This window comes from Pedobacter sp. AJM (assembly GCF_002197755.1).
Classification (GTDB): Bacteria; Bacteroidota; Bacteroidia; order Sphingobacteriales; family Sphingobacteriaceae; genus Pedobacter.
Window position 1 is genome coordinate 134,809 of the sequence record NZ_NHOT01000005.1, and the last position, 14,165, is coordinate 148,973.

The 14,165-nt window shown below is 37.8% G+C and carries 14 protein-coding genes; 4 read left to right on the forward strand and 10 right to left on the reverse strand.

The window, feature by feature from the left end; translation table 11 throughout:
• Window positions 1–54: 54 nt before the first annotated feature.
• A complete protein-coding gene (locus CBW18_RS12505) occupies window positions 55–2,643 on the forward strand; it encodes a phosphatidylglycerol lysyltransferase domain-containing protein (protein ID WP_088301675.1) in 2,589 nt (862 codons plus the stop codon).
• A 2-nt stretch (window positions 2,644–2,645) separates the two neighbouring features.
• Here the strand turns inward: CBW18_RS12505 and CBW18_RS12510 are convergent, their stop codons facing one another.
• The 7 genes from CBW18_RS12510 to CBW18_RS12540 all read right to left on the reverse strand — a co-directional run bounded on the left by CBW18_RS12510 (window position 2,646) and on the right by CBW18_RS12540 (window position 9,518).
• Window positions 2,646–3,362: an AcvB/VirJ family lysyl-phosphatidylglycerol hydrolase gene (locus CBW18_RS12510; protein WP_172406515.1), complete on the reverse strand. Its 717-nt coding sequence runs from the start codon at window positions 3,360–3,362 to the stop codon at window positions 2,646–2,648.
• The gene (locus CBW18_RS12515) at window positions 3,331–4,041 is read right to left on the reverse strand and encodes an AcvB/VirJ family lysyl-phosphatidylglycerol hydrolase (protein ID WP_172406516.1); all 711 of its coding nucleotides are present in this window, start codon (window positions 4,039–4,041) and stop codon (window positions 3,331–3,333) included. The genes CBW18_RS12510 and CBW18_RS12515 overlap by 32 nt, the downstream gene beginning before the upstream one ends.
• A 4-nt stretch (window positions 4,042–4,045) precedes the next feature.
• Window positions 4,046–4,546: an outer membrane beta-barrel protein gene (locus CBW18_RS12520; RefSeq protein ID WP_172406517.1), complete on the reverse strand. Its 501-nt coding sequence runs from the start codon at window positions 4,544–4,546 to the stop codon at window positions 4,046–4,048.
• 167 nt (window positions 4,547–4,713) lie between these two features.
• Window positions 4,714–6,510 (reverse strand): membrane protein insertase YidC, encoded by a 1,797-nt coding sequence (gene yidC, locus CBW18_RS12525; RefSeq protein WP_088301679.1) that lies wholly within the window; start codon window positions 6,508–6,510, stop codon window positions 4,714–4,716.
• Window positions 6,511–6,530: 20 nt separating this feature from the next.
• On the reverse strand, window positions 6,531–8,147 hold the full coding sequence (locus tag CBW18_RS12530; RefSeq protein ID WP_088301680.1) for a CTP synthase: 1,617 nt from the start codon (window positions 8,145–8,147) through the stop codon (window positions 6,531–6,533).
• Between the two features lie 306 nt (window positions 8,148–8,453).
• Window positions 8,454–8,948 (reverse strand): hypothetical protein, encoded by a 495-nt coding sequence (locus tag CBW18_RS12535; RefSeq protein WP_253249027.1) that lies wholly within the window; start codon window positions 8,946–8,948, stop codon window positions 8,454–8,456.
• A 30-nt stretch (window positions 8,949–8,978) separates the two neighbouring features.
• Window positions 8,979–9,518, reverse strand: a complete 540-nt coding sequence (locus CBW18_RS12540) for a hypothetical protein (protein WP_088301682.1) — start codon at window positions 9,516–9,518, stop codon at window positions 8,979–8,981.
• A gap of 220 nt (window positions 9,519–9,738) precedes the next feature.
• Here CBW18_RS12540 and CBW18_RS12545 point away from each other — a divergent pair, with 220 nt between their 5' ends.
• On the forward strand, window positions 9,739–10,233 hold the full coding sequence (locus CBW18_RS12545) for a GNAT family N-acetyltransferase (protein ID WP_253249028.1): 495 nt from the start codon (window positions 9,739–9,741) through the stop codon (window positions 10,231–10,233).
• A 55-nt stretch (window positions 10,234–10,288) separates the two neighbouring features.
• Here CBW18_RS12545 and kdsB read toward each other — a convergent pair whose 3' ends face one another.
• The 3 genes from kdsB to trpS form a co-directional block, all read right to left on the reverse strand.
• Window positions 10,289–11,041 carry a 3-deoxy-manno-octulosonate cytidylyltransferase gene (gene kdsB, locus CBW18_RS12550; RefSeq protein ID WP_088301830.1) on the reverse strand — a complete coding sequence of 251 codons (753 nt, stop codon included), beginning with the start codon at window positions 11,039–11,041 and terminating at the stop codon, window positions 10,289–10,291.
• Window positions 11,042–11,217: 176 nt separating this feature from the next.
• Entirely contained in the window at window positions 11,218–11,832 is a 615-nt protein-coding gene (locus CBW18_RS12555; protein ID WP_025144984.1) for a deoxynucleoside kinase, read from the reverse strand.
• 73 nt (window positions 11,833–11,905) lie between these two features.
• Complete coding sequence (gene trpS, locus CBW18_RS12560; protein WP_088301684.1) at window positions 11,906–12,904, reverse strand: tryptophan--tRNA ligase; 999 nt, start codon at window positions 12,902–12,904, stop codon at window positions 11,906–11,908.
• Between the two features lie 171 nt (window positions 12,905–13,075).
• Here trpS and CBW18_RS12565 point away from each other — a divergent pair, with 171 nt between their 5' ends.
• Together CBW18_RS12565 and gatC are read left to right on the forward strand one after the other, a co-directional pair.
• Window positions 13,076–13,804 (forward strand): 1-acyl-sn-glycerol-3-phosphate acyltransferase, encoded by a 729-nt coding sequence (locus CBW18_RS12565; protein ID WP_088301685.1) that lies wholly within the window; start codon window positions 13,076–13,078, stop codon window positions 13,802–13,804.
• Window positions 13,801–14,091, forward strand: a complete 291-nt coding sequence (gatC, locus tag CBW18_RS12570) for an Asp-tRNA(Asn)/Glu-tRNA(Gln) amidotransferase subunit GatC (RefSeq protein ID WP_088301686.1) — start codon at window positions 13,801–13,803, stop codon at window positions 14,089–14,091. The genes CBW18_RS12565 and gatC overlap by 4 nt, the downstream gene beginning before the upstream one ends.
• The last annotated feature ends 74 nt before the right edge of the window (window positions 14,092–14,165 follow it).

A 14,165-nucleotide genomic window follows, 5' to 3' on the forward strand; every position in this document is an offset into this window, starting at 1 on the left:
TGATTAAAACGCAACTTTTCTGTGTTATAGTTATTTTCAGATCCCGTACCTGTTATGTATAAAGCGAAGTCGTTTTTATCCCGGTTAGTTTACAATAAGTTTTTCTGGCAGTTTTTCCTGGCTATTTTTATGCTGGGTACCGCTATTTTTTTTATCCGTGCACAACATGTGGAAGTTTTACAAATCAGGGCGCAGTTAAATACAGCCGTGCCGGTTTATATTGCTATTGGCATACTACTTACTATTTTATACGTCCTCGCACAAGGACAAATGTACGTGTATAGTTTTAAAGCATTGAACGTGCCTATCCGTTTGCAAAATGCCATTATACTGTTTCTGAAGCGGAACCTGATCAGCATTTTTCTCCCGGCAGGAGGGTTTTCATCATTGGTATTTTTTACCAAAGGAATAGAAGAAGAGGGCATCTCTAAATCCAAAATCCACCTTTCTTCAACGCTTTTCGCCTTCTGCGGCATTCTTTCAGTAGTTATCGTAGCTATACCTGTATTGGGGATCGCACTTTTAAGCACCAAACTTGGTTTGGTAGAAATTTTAAGTTTTACCTTTCTGCTTTTACTGACGGTATTTTTATTTGTTGTGATATACTCCATATCTAAAAAAGGCTGGGCATATCAATGGCTTTCGAAGTTAAGACCATCTTTATCAACTGTACTGGATGATATGATCGATGAACGGATCAGCCGGAAACATTTCTGGCTAACCTTGTTCACCTCCATCGGAATAGAATTTATTGGCATTATACATCTTTATATCTGCATGCTTGCTTTGGGCTTTCATGCCAGTATACCTGCGGCCATCATCGGGTATATTGTAATGGTTATTTTGCTGATTGCTTCTCCCTTTCTACGTGGCCTGGGTACCATAGAAGTTTCATTAACATTTATCCTGAGTCAGTTTGGCTTTCCGGTAATTGCTGCTGCTACCATTACCTTAATGTTCAGGTTCTTCGAATTCTGGCTTCCGCTGATCGGAGGTATCATCAGCTTCATTACCAGAAAAGACAGTATTGTTTTAAGAATCATGCCTGCATTTATTATCCTGATCTTGGGCGTGGTTAATATTATATCATCTATCAGTCCGGCGATACCAGCCCGACTTCGTTTAGTGAAGAATATTTTTCCGGAAGACCTGATTGTTACCAGTAATGCCATTGTTTTAATATTCGGGCTTATCCTGGTCATGATCAGCATTTTCTTACTCCAGGGTTCTAAACGTGCCTGGTACGTAGCCGTGTCATTAACATTGGTTTCTGTTTTAGGACATTTATTTAAAGCTGCAGATTATGAAGAAGCCATTTTAGCTTTAGTGGCTTTTTTATCCCTTTTTTACACCCGCGCCAATTACAAGCTTAAAACACATTCCAAATTGATAAAGGTAGGTTATCCAATATTCCTATTTGCCATTTTAGCTGTTTTTGCCTACGGTGTCATCGGCTTTTATTTTATTGATAAGCGTCATTTTGGTGTGGAATTTCAATTTATAGATTCGGTTAAAGCCGTGTTGAAAGTCATATTTTTTATAGATGATAAAGCGCTGCATCCTTTAACCAGGTTCGGATCACATTTTGAACAATCCATTTACTGTGCAAGCGGGCTCGTAATCTTATTTATTGTGTTCGATTTGTTTAAACCTTATTTCTTTAAGCCATATAATTCTGAAGCGGATTTTGCAGATGCCGAAAGCTTGTTGCAGCAGAAAGGTATATCGGCCCTGGATTACTTTAAAACTTATCCGGATAAGTTTATTTATTTCAATGAAGACCGGACGGCCTTTATCAGTTTTAAAATTACCCGTCATTTTGCTATGGTACTGGAAGATCCGGTTGCTGAATCAGTAGAACAGAAACTAGAGATGATTAAGAAATTTGAGGCGCGTTGTGAAGAAAATGGTCTTATTGCTGCTTATTATCGTGTTCCGGAAGAGTCGCTGCCTTTCTATAAATCCATAGGAAAGAAATCTATCCCGGTGGGCGAGGAGGCCATTTTAAACCTGGAAACCTTTACTATTGATGGAGGCAAAATGAAAACCACCCGAAGTGCCATTAACCGCTTGGGTGGAGAGGGTTTTATCTTTAAGGTTTATCACGGACCGCAAAAGGAGGGGCTGTTACAAAAATTACAAACTGTATCTGATCACTGGCTCCGGGAACTGAATCAGAAAGAGGTAGCCTTTACACAGGGCATATTTGATAGGAACATTTTAAAAAATCAAACCATTTTAACCATCGAGGATCAGGAAGAAAAAATTTACGCCTTCTTGAACCTGGTTCCTGATTATGCCCCGGGAGAAGCCACTTATGATATGATCAGGAAAGAAACAGATGCCCCGAACGGCATTCTGGATATGCTGCTGGCTAAAACTTTTTTATATCTTAAGGAGCAAGGTTATTCCAGTGTAAACATGGGACTGGCACCATTATCAGGCATTGACGGGGTTGATGTAACACAAAAAACCATTAAATACGCTTATGATCATTTAAAGATATTTGCCCAGTTTAAAGGTTTGCGCCGTTATAAAGAAAAATTTTATCCTACCTGGAAAAAGAAATATTTGATTTACAGTCACCATTATCATTTATTACAGGTTCCGCGTGCATTAAAAAGAATTTCAGAAGGTAGCTAAATTTAGATTCCGGTTAAAATGGTAGCTACTACCTTGTGGATATCATTATCATATTTGTGCGACCCGGGTATTAAGGTTTTATTCAGGTTTTTACGGTCTTTCAGCAGTTTATAAAATTCGCTGTCTTCCTCCTTACCAAAAATGCAGTACGTTGTAGAAGTATGTTTATACAACTCAGGCAGGGTTTTGTATTTGGCCTCTTTGCTTCCAAATCCTATTAAATCACTTACCCTCACCACAAAATCAGTAGAAGATGAGGGCGACAGCAAAACAGATGACCTGAGCTTTTTAAACAACTCTTTCGGCAATCTGGGAATGCTGAAAGCAACCGCATCCGCACCAAAGGAATAACCTACCAAACTAAATTCTTCCTTACCATAGGCTTTTAGGTAGTGCTGAATAATTTCTGAAAAATCATGAGCCGTTTGATCAGGACTTTTCTGCGCCCAGAAATATTTCCGGCTATCCAGGCTTACCACTGAATAATTTTTCTGCACCATTTCATCTACGATTTTTTGAGAGAAACTGTTCATGCCACCATCTCCGCTAATGTAGAAAATCAATGTTTTGGCATTGCCTTTACCAGAGCCGCTTAATGGGTATTGAGATATATCCTGAGCGAAAATAAATGCAGGCATAAGCAGCAGGATCAATAATGAAAAATGGCGCATGGCTTGTTGATTACTTTTAAATGGGAAGCGCAGAAATAATTTTATCATAACTGCTTTCTTCATAATGGTGATTGCCTTCCAGGCTGTCCAGCTGAAAATTAGGAAGGGAAATATTTTTCAGGTGCTTTTCATTTTCAGCTTTACCATAAAAACAATATACCGGAATGGTGATTTCTTGTACTTCCAGATCAACCTTATAACGATAATGATCTGATGAAATATTGGTGAGGTCAAAAAGATGAACTGCAAAATCCGTTGTGGTATAAGGCGAGAGCATTTCTAAAGCCTTAATATGCTTTTTGGCGCGGTAAGGCAGTCGGTTATAAATGAAGGGAATCACATCTGCCCCAAAAGAATAACCACATAGGTAAACCTGGTGGGCATGATATTTAAAGGCATATTTTCTGATGAGTTGAAGCACATCCTGTTTAGTCTGTTCAGGTGTTTTCTGTTTCCAGAAATAACTGCGTGAATTAATGCCAATGGTTTGAAAACCATTTTCTGCAAACTTTAAGGATAAGCTATCTTCAAATTTCATCCAGCCACCATCTCCCGAAAAAAATATTAGCAGTCTTTTTGTAGGTAATTTTTGAGCGGGATACAGAAAAACAGGCAGGTTAAATTCTATGGTTTCAATTCCCTTATTTTCACTGATTCTATTGCGCTTAAATAGAGCACAGCTGCTTAAGATTACACATACGATTAAAAGAAGCAGCTTATTTTTCATCCTATTAAATAAAAGTAAAACCAAACATGAAGGATAAGCCATGGGGATTAATATCCATGGCATTGGTACTCATTTTATAACCCTTAAAGCCGATACCTACAAAAGTACTGGTGCTGGAACTCAGCGCATATTTTGCCCCAAAGCCCAGGTAAACATATACTCCCCGCTCTCGGTTACGTGAAATTTTGTCTGGTCTTTCATCATGTGCAATATGGTATTTGTTAAAGGATACACCAACAGAAGTTTCTGCAAATGGTTTTATTTTCTTAGAAGGGCTAAATTGATATTTCAGATTTGCATAAACAGGTATAAACCAGAGCTTATGTAAGGTATATCCGTTATCATGATGTATGCGGGTAGCGGAATATTCTACACCAAAACCTGGCTCCAAGCCATTTTCCAGTAAATAATTCACTTTTAATGATGAGGCATAAAACAGATTGCCATGTGTAGACCTTAAAAGTTCAAATGCCGGTGAATAGGTAAATTTCGAAGTATCGATCATTTGGTTTTGCGCGAAGCCTATAAGAGGACTGAATAGCAGTAGCACAATAAATTTAGGCAATTTCATTTTGATTGCAGTATTTTTTTAATGGGATGAATATACGTAACGAAAATGTTATGTTAAAATTGAAGTCAAAAAAAAGCACCATTTTTCAGGTGCCTTTTTTTTTATTTTTTAGCTTGCTGCTGCTGGCGCATATAGTCATCCAGGCGCTGCTGAAATTTAGATTTTTTCTTTTTCTCGTCTGCCGGCCTTGCTTTATTCTGCTGAATTAAAGCATGAATTTTATCATCATCAACCATTTTACGGATTAAGATCTGCTGACCGAAAGTCATTAAGTTAGCCAGGAAATAATAATAATTTAAACCCGCCGGATAACTATTCAAAACACCCAGGAAGATTACCGGCATGACATAACCAATGTATTTCATCTGGCCGGTAGCACCCGAGGTCTGGTTATTAAAATAAGTCATAATCAGCGTAGAGATGGTCATCAATACACACATCAAACTTAAGTGATCACCAATAAAAGGTAATTTTACACCAAATTTGATAAACTCATCATAAGTAGATAAATCTTTCATCCAGAGAAAGCTCTCTCCACGCAATTCAAATAAATTCGGGAAGAAGAAGAAGAAAGCCATCACCAGTGGTAATTGTAAAACCATAGGTAAACATCCACCCAAAGGATTTACGCCTGCCTTTTTATATAGTTTTAAATATTCCTGTTGTACCAGGGTAGGATTATCTTCACCAACCTTTGCTTTAATTTCATCCATTTCAGGTTTTAAAACCCTCATTTTAGCCATCGAAAGATATGACTTGTAGGTAAGCGGAGATAAGGCCACTTTTAACAAGATGGTTAATACCAGGATGATTAAACCAAAGTTCCAGCCAAAATTATTCAGGAAATTAAATACCGGCAATACAATAAAACGGTTGATGTATTTTAAAGGCCAGTAACCTAAATCCACTTGTTTTTCCAGATCGTAACCCTGATCTTTTAAAGCAGAGAATTTATTTGTACCGAAATAAAATTCCATATCATATGCCTGATTTGCCGTATGGGCATATGGCAATTGCATATTGGCATCATAAAACTTCACCAAACCAGGTTCCGTTGGAATCTTTACTTCCAAACTGCCTTTTTCAAAAGGTTGCTTGGCAATCAGCGAAGCAGAGAAAAAGTGTTGTTTAAAAGAGAACCACTGGATTTTACCTTTGGTTAATTCTTCTTTCTCTTCCTTCGATACGCTGAGGTGGTCAACATCACCATCAACATATTTGTAGTATGGAGCAGAATAGCGGTGTTCGCTTTCTATTGATTTTTCCTGCTGTAACAGGGTCGTCTGCCAGTTCAAACCGATGGTATTGCCTGCAATTACTTGTTGTAAACCCACCAGGTTAATTTTAAAATCGACCTTATTGCTTAAGCCCTTCAGGTTATATACATATTCTATATATGCATCAGAACCATAATCGGCACGCATAGTTACCGTATTTCCAGTTTTATTGGCGGTAAAATATAAATCATTGGTATTGATGATTTTTCCGGCAGCATTCAGATTTAAACCAAACTTATTCTGGTTGCCATCAAATAAAATAAGGGGTTTTCCGGTATAAGTTTTCTGCCCTTTCACCTGAACGGAAGAAATCCGGCCGCCTTTATTACTTAAAGTGATCAATAGATTTTCATTTTCCAATGTAGTAGTGGATGCCGTTCCGGTTAATGCAGTACCAAACGGACCTTTTAACGCAAGCGAATCTACAACGGGACTATTGGTAACTGCAGTTTTGGCGACAGTATCTTTAACAGCAGGCGCAACACCGGCTTTTTTCAAAGAATCTAAACGTTCGATTTCTTTGTTTTTTTTAATTTCAGCCTCGCTGGGCCTTAAAAAATAAAATGATCCTGCCAAAATGATCATGATCAGGAACAATCCTGTGAAGGTATTTCTATCCATTATACGTGTTTGTACTGCTTTTAATTCGTTTTCTTTTTCGCAAACTCCATCGCAGCGGCGACAAATTTAACAAAAAGTGGGTGAGGATTAGCAACTGTTGATTTTAATTCTGGGTGAAATTGTCCGCCCACAAAAAACGGATGATTTTTAAGTTCCACTATTTCGACTAAATTGGTTTGAGGATTAATTCCTGAAGCCATCATACCGGCATCTTCATATTGCTTTAAATAGTCGTTATTAAACTCATAACGGTGGCGGTGGCGCTCATTAATATGTGCCTTACCATAAATGCCAAAAGCTTTGGTACCCTTTTTAATATCGCATGGGTAAGAGCCTAAACGCATGGTACCCCCCATGTTTACGATGCTTTTCTGCTCTTCCATCATATTGATCACCGGGTTTTCAGCTTCAGGATCAATTTCTGTGGTATGTGCACCCTTCAGTCCTAAAACATTACGGCCATACTCAATCACTGCACATTGCATGCCCAAGCAAATGCCAAAGAAGGGCACCTGATGTTCACGGACATACTTAATGGTATCAATTTTACCTTCAATACCGCGGCTTCCAAAACCAGGTGCCACCAAAACACCTTGTAAGTGACCTAACTTTTCCTGTACATTATCAGGGAAAATGCTTTCTGAATGAATATATTCTACCCGTACTTTACATTCGTTCTTAGAGCCTGCATGTACGAAAGATTCGATAATTGATTTATAGGCATCAGGTAATTCCACATATTTACCCACCAAACCGATTTTAACTTCGGCGGTTGGATTTTTTAATCGTCCCAGGAAATCTTTCCAGCTTTCCATATCCGGATCATTCTTGGTTGGTAATTTTAATTTGGCTAAAACCGTTTTGTCTAACTGTTCCTTTAACATCAGCAATGGCACATCATAAATAGTGGATGCATCCATCGATTCGACTACGGCATTGATGTTAACGTTACAAAACAAGGCGATTTTTTTTCTCAGATCCTGACCCAGGTGATGCTCAGTTCTGCAAACGAGGATATCAGGCTGGATACCGTACTCTAATAAAGCTTTAACCGAGTGTTGAGTAGGTTTCGTTTTTAATTCACCTGCAGCGGCCAGGTATGGCACTAAGGTTAAGTGGATCACAATGGCATTTGAGCTTCCTTCTTCCCACTTAAACTGACGTACAGCTTCAATAAAAGGAAGTGATTCAATATCACCAACGGTACCACCAAGCTCGGTAATTACGATATCATAGTCGCCGCTATCTCCTAAAATACGCATATTGCGTTTAATTTCATCAGTGATATGCGGTACCACCTGAACCGTTTTACCTAGATATTCACCTTTTCGCTCTTTGCTGATCACATTTTGATAAATACGACCAGTTGTAATGTTATTGGCTTGAGAAGTTGGAACATTTAAGAAACGTTCGTAATGACCAAGATCCAGATCGGTTTCGGCACCATCTTCAGTAACAAAGCATTCGCCATGCTCATAAGGATTTAATGTTCCCGGATCGATATTAATGTACGGATCGAATTTTTGAATGGTTACACGGTAGCCACGTGCCTGTAAAAGTTTAGCTAAAGATGCGGAAATGATGCCCTTACCCAATGAGGAAGTAACACCGCCCGTAACAAAAATATACTTAGTCATGTTTGTGATTTTTTACGGCAAATGGTAAATATTGCCGCTTTTTGTACGGGATACAAAGGTATGAAAATTCCTCGTTTTTACTGTTTTAATGTTTAGATATTTTAAAAATGATAAAGCAATGTTTATCAGAAAATTAGCTGCTATTTAAGATTTATTTATTGTTTTGTGAAAAGCAAAACCAGTGTAAAGGTTGAATGTTAGTCCTTTTCCGCTAAATCTTTTTTGCGATCAGTTGCACTGAATGATAAATACTGCAACAAAAAAGTATATCGCTCCAACCAGGTTTCGCTAACTCATTTATAAGCTTTATACATCAGTTGCGGTAACACTAACATGATTCCTGGTAAATACTTTCTTTAATTTATCAATCCGTCTTTTATTTTCTTGCTGTAATAATGAGGGATATAAATTCATCAATGTATTCAACATCATCATGATGAATGCCGGTAAGTACTTCCCCTTAAAAACCATAGATAAAGCAAAAATAGCCACAGCAATAAATGCAATTAAATGATTGATTTCTGCAAGTGTCATTTCGTTACGCAAAATATTCAAATCATTTTGCTCAACTTTATTATTTATCCTAAGCTTAGGATTGAAGAATTTGAAGAAAGTATTTTTTACAGTCCATTTAATCAAACCAATTCCGATGAGTTTGTTGATTTTTTTGCTCTTAATAAAATTTAAATTTGTTAATTTTTCTTGATAGCGTGTTGTTTTGATCAGAAAGGCATTGATTATCATTCCCACAATCCATGAAATAAATACAATAGAAATACCGTTGGTAAGATGTCTGATCACTTTAATATAAGTGGGTTTTAAGAAAGTCGATTAACAACATTTATAATAGATCTTCACTTTCTGCTCCTTTTCGCTCCAGGCAATATACACGTTGTTTTCTTTGCCTAAGCGATACTTGAAACCATTTAACCGGGATTTTTTGAGTTCCTCATATAAAACCTTATCTGGCACATAGTTATCTGCCTTATCTTCAGGTAATACGGCAGGTTCCAGAAAATTGTCCTCCGCAAAAAAGTTATCAGCAATCGTTTTTAAAAAAGTCATCTGATCTTTTTCTTTAGAAAGATCCAGATTGGGATCAGTATCTCCAATTAGATCACTTCCCTTCAATTGAACATGATAAATTTCCTTCCCACCTGCTTTCTTAATGTTAAACACCAAAACCATGTTTTCAGGCTTTCTTCCGTTTAATTCAATTTTGAAGGTATCTTGTGCATTTAAATCAGAGAATGATTTGGTCATTTGCTGATTCACATTCTTAAAATTAACAGCATCGTCTTTAGCTTTGTTGCCCGGTTGGCAAGCCAAAAACAAGGTACTTATGATTATCAGGAGCAATAATTTTCTCATTTCCGAAAATACAAATTTTAAGCTTCTGTTAAATACTTAAATCCTGATTAGCTACTTATTTTATTTATTTAAATTGATATGATTTAATATTGCCGTTGAATGATACAAATATTTGCATGGTTTATGAAATTAAACATTAGCACATTACATTTATGCGGTCTTTTCCCAATGAACATTGGTCCATATGGGAAGTTACATCGAAATCAGATTCAAACAAGTTATGACAGCACACAAAAAATACAATAATTTACAGGTTGAAATTGTAGATTATAAACCAGCCCATCAGGAAGCATTCAAATCATTAAATGAGGAATGGATTTCGACTCATTTTACAATGGAAGATTCTGACTACAAAGTGCTTGATCATCCACAAAGTTATATTTTAGATAAGGGTGGTTGTATTTTGGTGGCCGTTTACAACGGTGTGCCCTCAGGTGTTTGCGCTTTAATTAAAATGAGCGACGGGGAATATGATTTCGAACTGGCTAAAATAGCGGTTGCACCCGCAGTTCAAGGCAAAAACATCGGGTTCCTTCTGGCTACTGCCATCATAGAACGGGCAAAATCTTTGCATGCATCAAAAATTTACCTGGAAAGCAATACGGTTTTGAAACCAGCAATAAATCTTTACCATAAACTCGGTTTCAAAAAAGTAGCTGGCAAACCCACACCTTATGCCCGGTGTAATATTCAGATGGAACTGGTGTTAAAATAATCGGAATAAGATTGTCCTTTTAAATCATGAAACCACTAATAAACCAGTGGATTAATTATTTTAACTTTAAGGCTTCAAGCAGATGATTTAATTTCAATAAGTCGTCTGGTGTATCTATCGCAACAGTTTCAAAATCAGTTACTTTTGTCTGAATATAAAAACCATTTTCAATCCAGCGCAATTGCTCCAGGCTTTCTGCAATTTCCAGAGATGATGGTGGTAATTTGGTAATGGCCGATAAAGCTTCTTTCCGGTAACCATAAATGCCAATGTGCTTATAAAACTGATGCTTTTCTGCCCAAACACCGGGTTCGCCGTTTCTGATAAAAGGAATCGGACTGCGGCTAAAATACATGGCCCTGCCTTTTACATCAATCACCACTTTGGGGCTGTTCGGGTTATAAATACTTTCCTGGCTTTGAATGGATTTGATCAGGGTAGCCAATTGAACTTTTTCCTCCTGAAAACAACTCGCCAATAAATCGATTTGATCAGGCTCGATGAAAGGTTCATCACCCTGAATGTTAATCACGATATCAAAATGGGGGTATTGCTCACTCACTTCTGCACAGCGATCTGTTCCGCTCTGGTGTTGTGGCGATGTAAAAACAAATTCACCGCCAAACTTTTTTACTTCATCCGCAATCCGCTCATCATCAGTAGCGATAACCACCTTCGATAAGCTTTTTGCTTTTAAAGCCTGTTCATACACCCGCTGAATCATTGTTTTACCTGCAATATCAACCAATGGCTTCCCCGGGAACCGGGTAGAAGCATAACGTGCAGGAATGATGCCTATTACCCTCAAATCCACTAAAGGAGACTTTTCCTTTCCATTGTTCATATATCGTTTTTAAAAAATTGAAACAGTGTTAAAGAATCTTTGCCTTCACACCAGGATTTAATTAAAATCTCAGCACATTAAAACATTCTTATACAACTTTGCTTTTCCCTCTTGCCTTTAGCCTCCGTTCAGGGGGCGGGTTAAAACAGGCCGTTTATTTCTGCTTCTATCGACTGGATTACCGTACCCAGATCTTCAGGATTATTGGTGAAATCTAATTTGTCTTTGTCTAAAATTAAAAGTTTACCTAAGTTGTAACCTTTAATCCAGGCTTCATATTTTTCATTCAGCTTGGATAGGTAATCAATCCGGATGCCTGCTTCATATTCACGGCCGCGGCGTTGGATGTTATTAACCAAAGTAGGAACGGAAGCCCTTAAATAAACCAATAAATCAGGTGGTTTAATAAAGGAAGTGATGTTATCAAAAATGGCCCTGTAATTATCGTGGTCGCGGGTGGTCATTAATGCCATATCATGCAGGTTTTCTGCAAAAATATGCGCATCCTCATAAATGGTCCTGTCCTGGATTACATTGCGCTTATTTACCTCGATATCGGTAATCTGCTGAAAACGACTGTTCAGAAAATAAATCTGAAGGTTAAAACTCCAGCGCTTCATGTCGCTGTAAAAATCTTCCAGATAAGGATTGTTATCTACGGCTTCATACAGCGCCTCCCATCCATAATTTTTGGCCAGTAAACCTGTGAGAGTTGTTTTTCCGGCACCGATATTTCCTACAATTGCAATGTGCATTTTTTATTATGTTTTGCGGTGAACGCGATGTGACGAGCGTTATGTACGCTAACCGCATGGCACCTAACGCCAGTTAAAAACTTTTAAAACCAATTAATTTACGAACTTCCCTGATGGTATGCTGTGCGCTTTCACGTGCTTTTAACGCACCATGTTTGGCTACCTGCCTAAGGTAAAGATCATCTTTGGATAGTGCCTCAATGCGTTCTCTGATGGGTGAATTAAAAACAATCATATCTTCGGCCAATTGCTTTTTCATGTCGCCATAACGGATCTGCATTTTATTATATAAACCATCAAAATGCTCCAGTGTATCAGCTGTAGAAACAATCTTCATTAAATCAAATAAATTCTGAATGGCTTCCGGCTTTTCCTGGTTTTCCTCTGTCGGCCCACTATCGCTCACCGCTCTGGCAACTTTTTTACGGATAACCTCCGGACTGTCTGACAGATAAATGCAATTTCCATCACCATCTGATTTACTCATTTTCCCTTTTCCTTCCAGGCCTGGTACTTTGACCAGGTTTTCGGCATAGTTGAAGGCAAAAGATTCAGGAAAAAAATCCGACTGGTACATTCTGTTGAAACGGTTGCCGAAGTTACGGGTCATTTCCAGATGCTGTTCCTGATCTTTACCTACCGGAACCTTGGTTGCGCGGTGAATTAAAATATCAGCTGCCATTAAGGTGGGATAGGTTAATAAACCAGCATTTACATTATCCGGGTTCGATCTGATTTTTTCTTTGAAAGATGCACTGCGTTCCAGTTCGCCCAGGTAGGCATTCATATTCAGGTATAAATAAAGTTCTGAAACTTCAGGTACATCACTTTGCACATAAATGGTTGTTTCCTCCGGATTAATGCCACAGGCCAGGTATTCTACCAAAACGTGGCGTACATAACCATGTAAATCGCCAGGAGTGGGATGCGTGGTTAAAGAGTGAAGATCGGCAATAAAAAAATAGCAGTTATAATCATACTGCATTTTTACAAAATTGGTTACCGCACCAAAATAATTTCCTAAATGTAGCTTTCCTGTTGGCCTGATGCCACTCACCACGGTTTCTTTCATAATGGCACGAAATTAAAAATAAAAACCAAGCAATGTACAACATCGGGTCAATTTTATATCCACAGGGTTTAATTATTTCAAATGCGCTATATGCCATTAAATCTTACCGGCATGATTAAAAATTAGCTTCTGCAATAGTAATTATCTGGCTATTTTATATTTTTGATGCTTATGATTAAACTTTTAAGGCAATTTCACAGAATATGGTATCTTTTCTGGATTGTGTTTTTCTTTGCCTTGTTTTATCCACTTTATTACCTGACTTCCAGAAATGAAAAGTATTATGGAATACTTAATTTTTGCCGGAAGATCAATAGTTTTTTATCCAGTTGCCTGTCAGGCATATTTTTTTCTTTTACCTACGAAGAAAAGCTTGATAAAAACCAAACCTATATTTACTGCGCCAACCACAGTTCCAACCTTGATATCATGATTTTCTGTATCATGGGGCAGGGGAAATATCATTTTATGGGAAAAGATGAATTGCTCAAAAACCCGGTACTGGGCATCTTTTTTAAAACAATTGATATCTCCGTGAACCGCGACAGTAAAATTTCAGCTTTCCGGGCATTTAAAAAGGCTGGTGAAAATTTAGAAAAAGGAATGAGCCTGGTGATCTTCCCGGAAGGCAAAATAGATGTGCATTATCCGCCTAAACTGGGCGAATTTAAAAACGGTCCCTTTCGTCTGGCCATTGACCAAAATATCCCATTGGTTCCGGTGAGCATTACCAATGTATGGAAAATTAACTGGGATGATGGTTCGCAGTATGGAAGTAAGCCCGGAATTTGCGATATTTACGTCCATAAACCCATTAACACCGCTGCTCTTGTGATAGATGATGCTGATGTTTTAAAAGAGCAGGTTTTTCATTTAATAGATAGTAAATTAGTAAAATGAATTTAGACGCCCAAACCATACACAAGATTGCAGATCTGGCCAGGATCCATATTGATGAAAAATCAGTGGATACCCTTATTCCGGAAATGAATAAGATTTTATCTTTCATGGAAAAATTAAATGAGCTGGATACCACTAACGTAAAACCATTGGTATACCTGAATGAATCTACCAATGTTTGGCGGGAAGATACTGTTAAACAGGAAGTTTCTACTGCTGACGGATTAAAGAATGCGGCCAAGCATACTGATCAGTTTTTTATGGTTCCGAAAATTATAGAAAAATAAGGTTTAAAGTCATTTATGGAAGTTCGTTTCTTGCAGGTGCTTCGTATTTTTTAATGCATCCTGTAACATCTTAG

Excerpts from the sequence above, each read along its gene's own strand:
- trpS (WP_088301684.1), bottom strand. The coding sequence starts at position 12,904 with ATGAAAGAAACCGTGGTGAGTGGCATCAGGCCAACAGGAAAGCTACAT.
- CBW18_RS12540 (WP_088301682.1), bottom strand. The coding sequence starts at position 9,518 with ATGAGAAAATTATTGCTCCTGATAATCATAAGTACCTTGTTTTTGGCT.
- CBW18_RS12510 (WP_172406515.1), bottom strand. The coding sequence starts at position 3,362 with ATGATAAAATTATTTCTGCGCTTCCCATTTAAAAGTAATCAACAAGCC.
- CBW18_RS12545 (WP_253249028.1), top strand. The coding sequence starts at position 9,739 with ATGACAGCACACAAAAAATACAATAATTTACAGGTTGAAATTGTAGAT.
- yidC (WP_088301679.1), bottom strand. The coding sequence starts at position 6,510 with ATGGATAGAAATACCTTCACAGGATTGTTCCTGATCATGATCATTTTG.
- CBW18_RS12565 (WP_088301685.1), top strand. The coding sequence starts at position 13,076 with ATGATTAAACTTTTAAGGCAATTTCACAGAATATGGTATCTTTTCTGG.
- CBW18_RS12520 (WP_172406517.1), bottom strand. The coding sequence starts at position 4,546 with ATGATCGATACTTCGAAATTTACCTATTCACCGGCATTTGAACTTTTA.
- CBW18_RS12555 (WP_025144984.1), bottom strand. The coding sequence starts at position 11,832 with ATGCACATTGCAATTGTAGGAAATATCGGTGCCGGAAAAACAACTCTC.
- CBW18_RS12530 (WP_088301680.1), bottom strand. The coding sequence starts at position 8,147 with ATGACTAAGTATATTTTTGTTACGGGCGGTGTTACTTCCTCATTGGGT.
- CBW18_RS12515 (WP_172406516.1), bottom strand. The coding sequence starts at position 4,041 with ATGAAAAATAAGCTGCTTCTTTTAATCGTATGTGTAATCTTAAGCAGC.
- CBW18_RS12505 (WP_088301675.1), top strand. The coding sequence starts at position 55 with ATGTATAAAGCGAAGTCGTTTTTATCCCGGTTAGTTTACAATAAGTTT.
- gatC (WP_088301686.1), top strand. The coding sequence starts at position 13,801 with ATGAATTTAGACGCCCAAACCATACACAAGATTGCAGATCTGGCCAGG.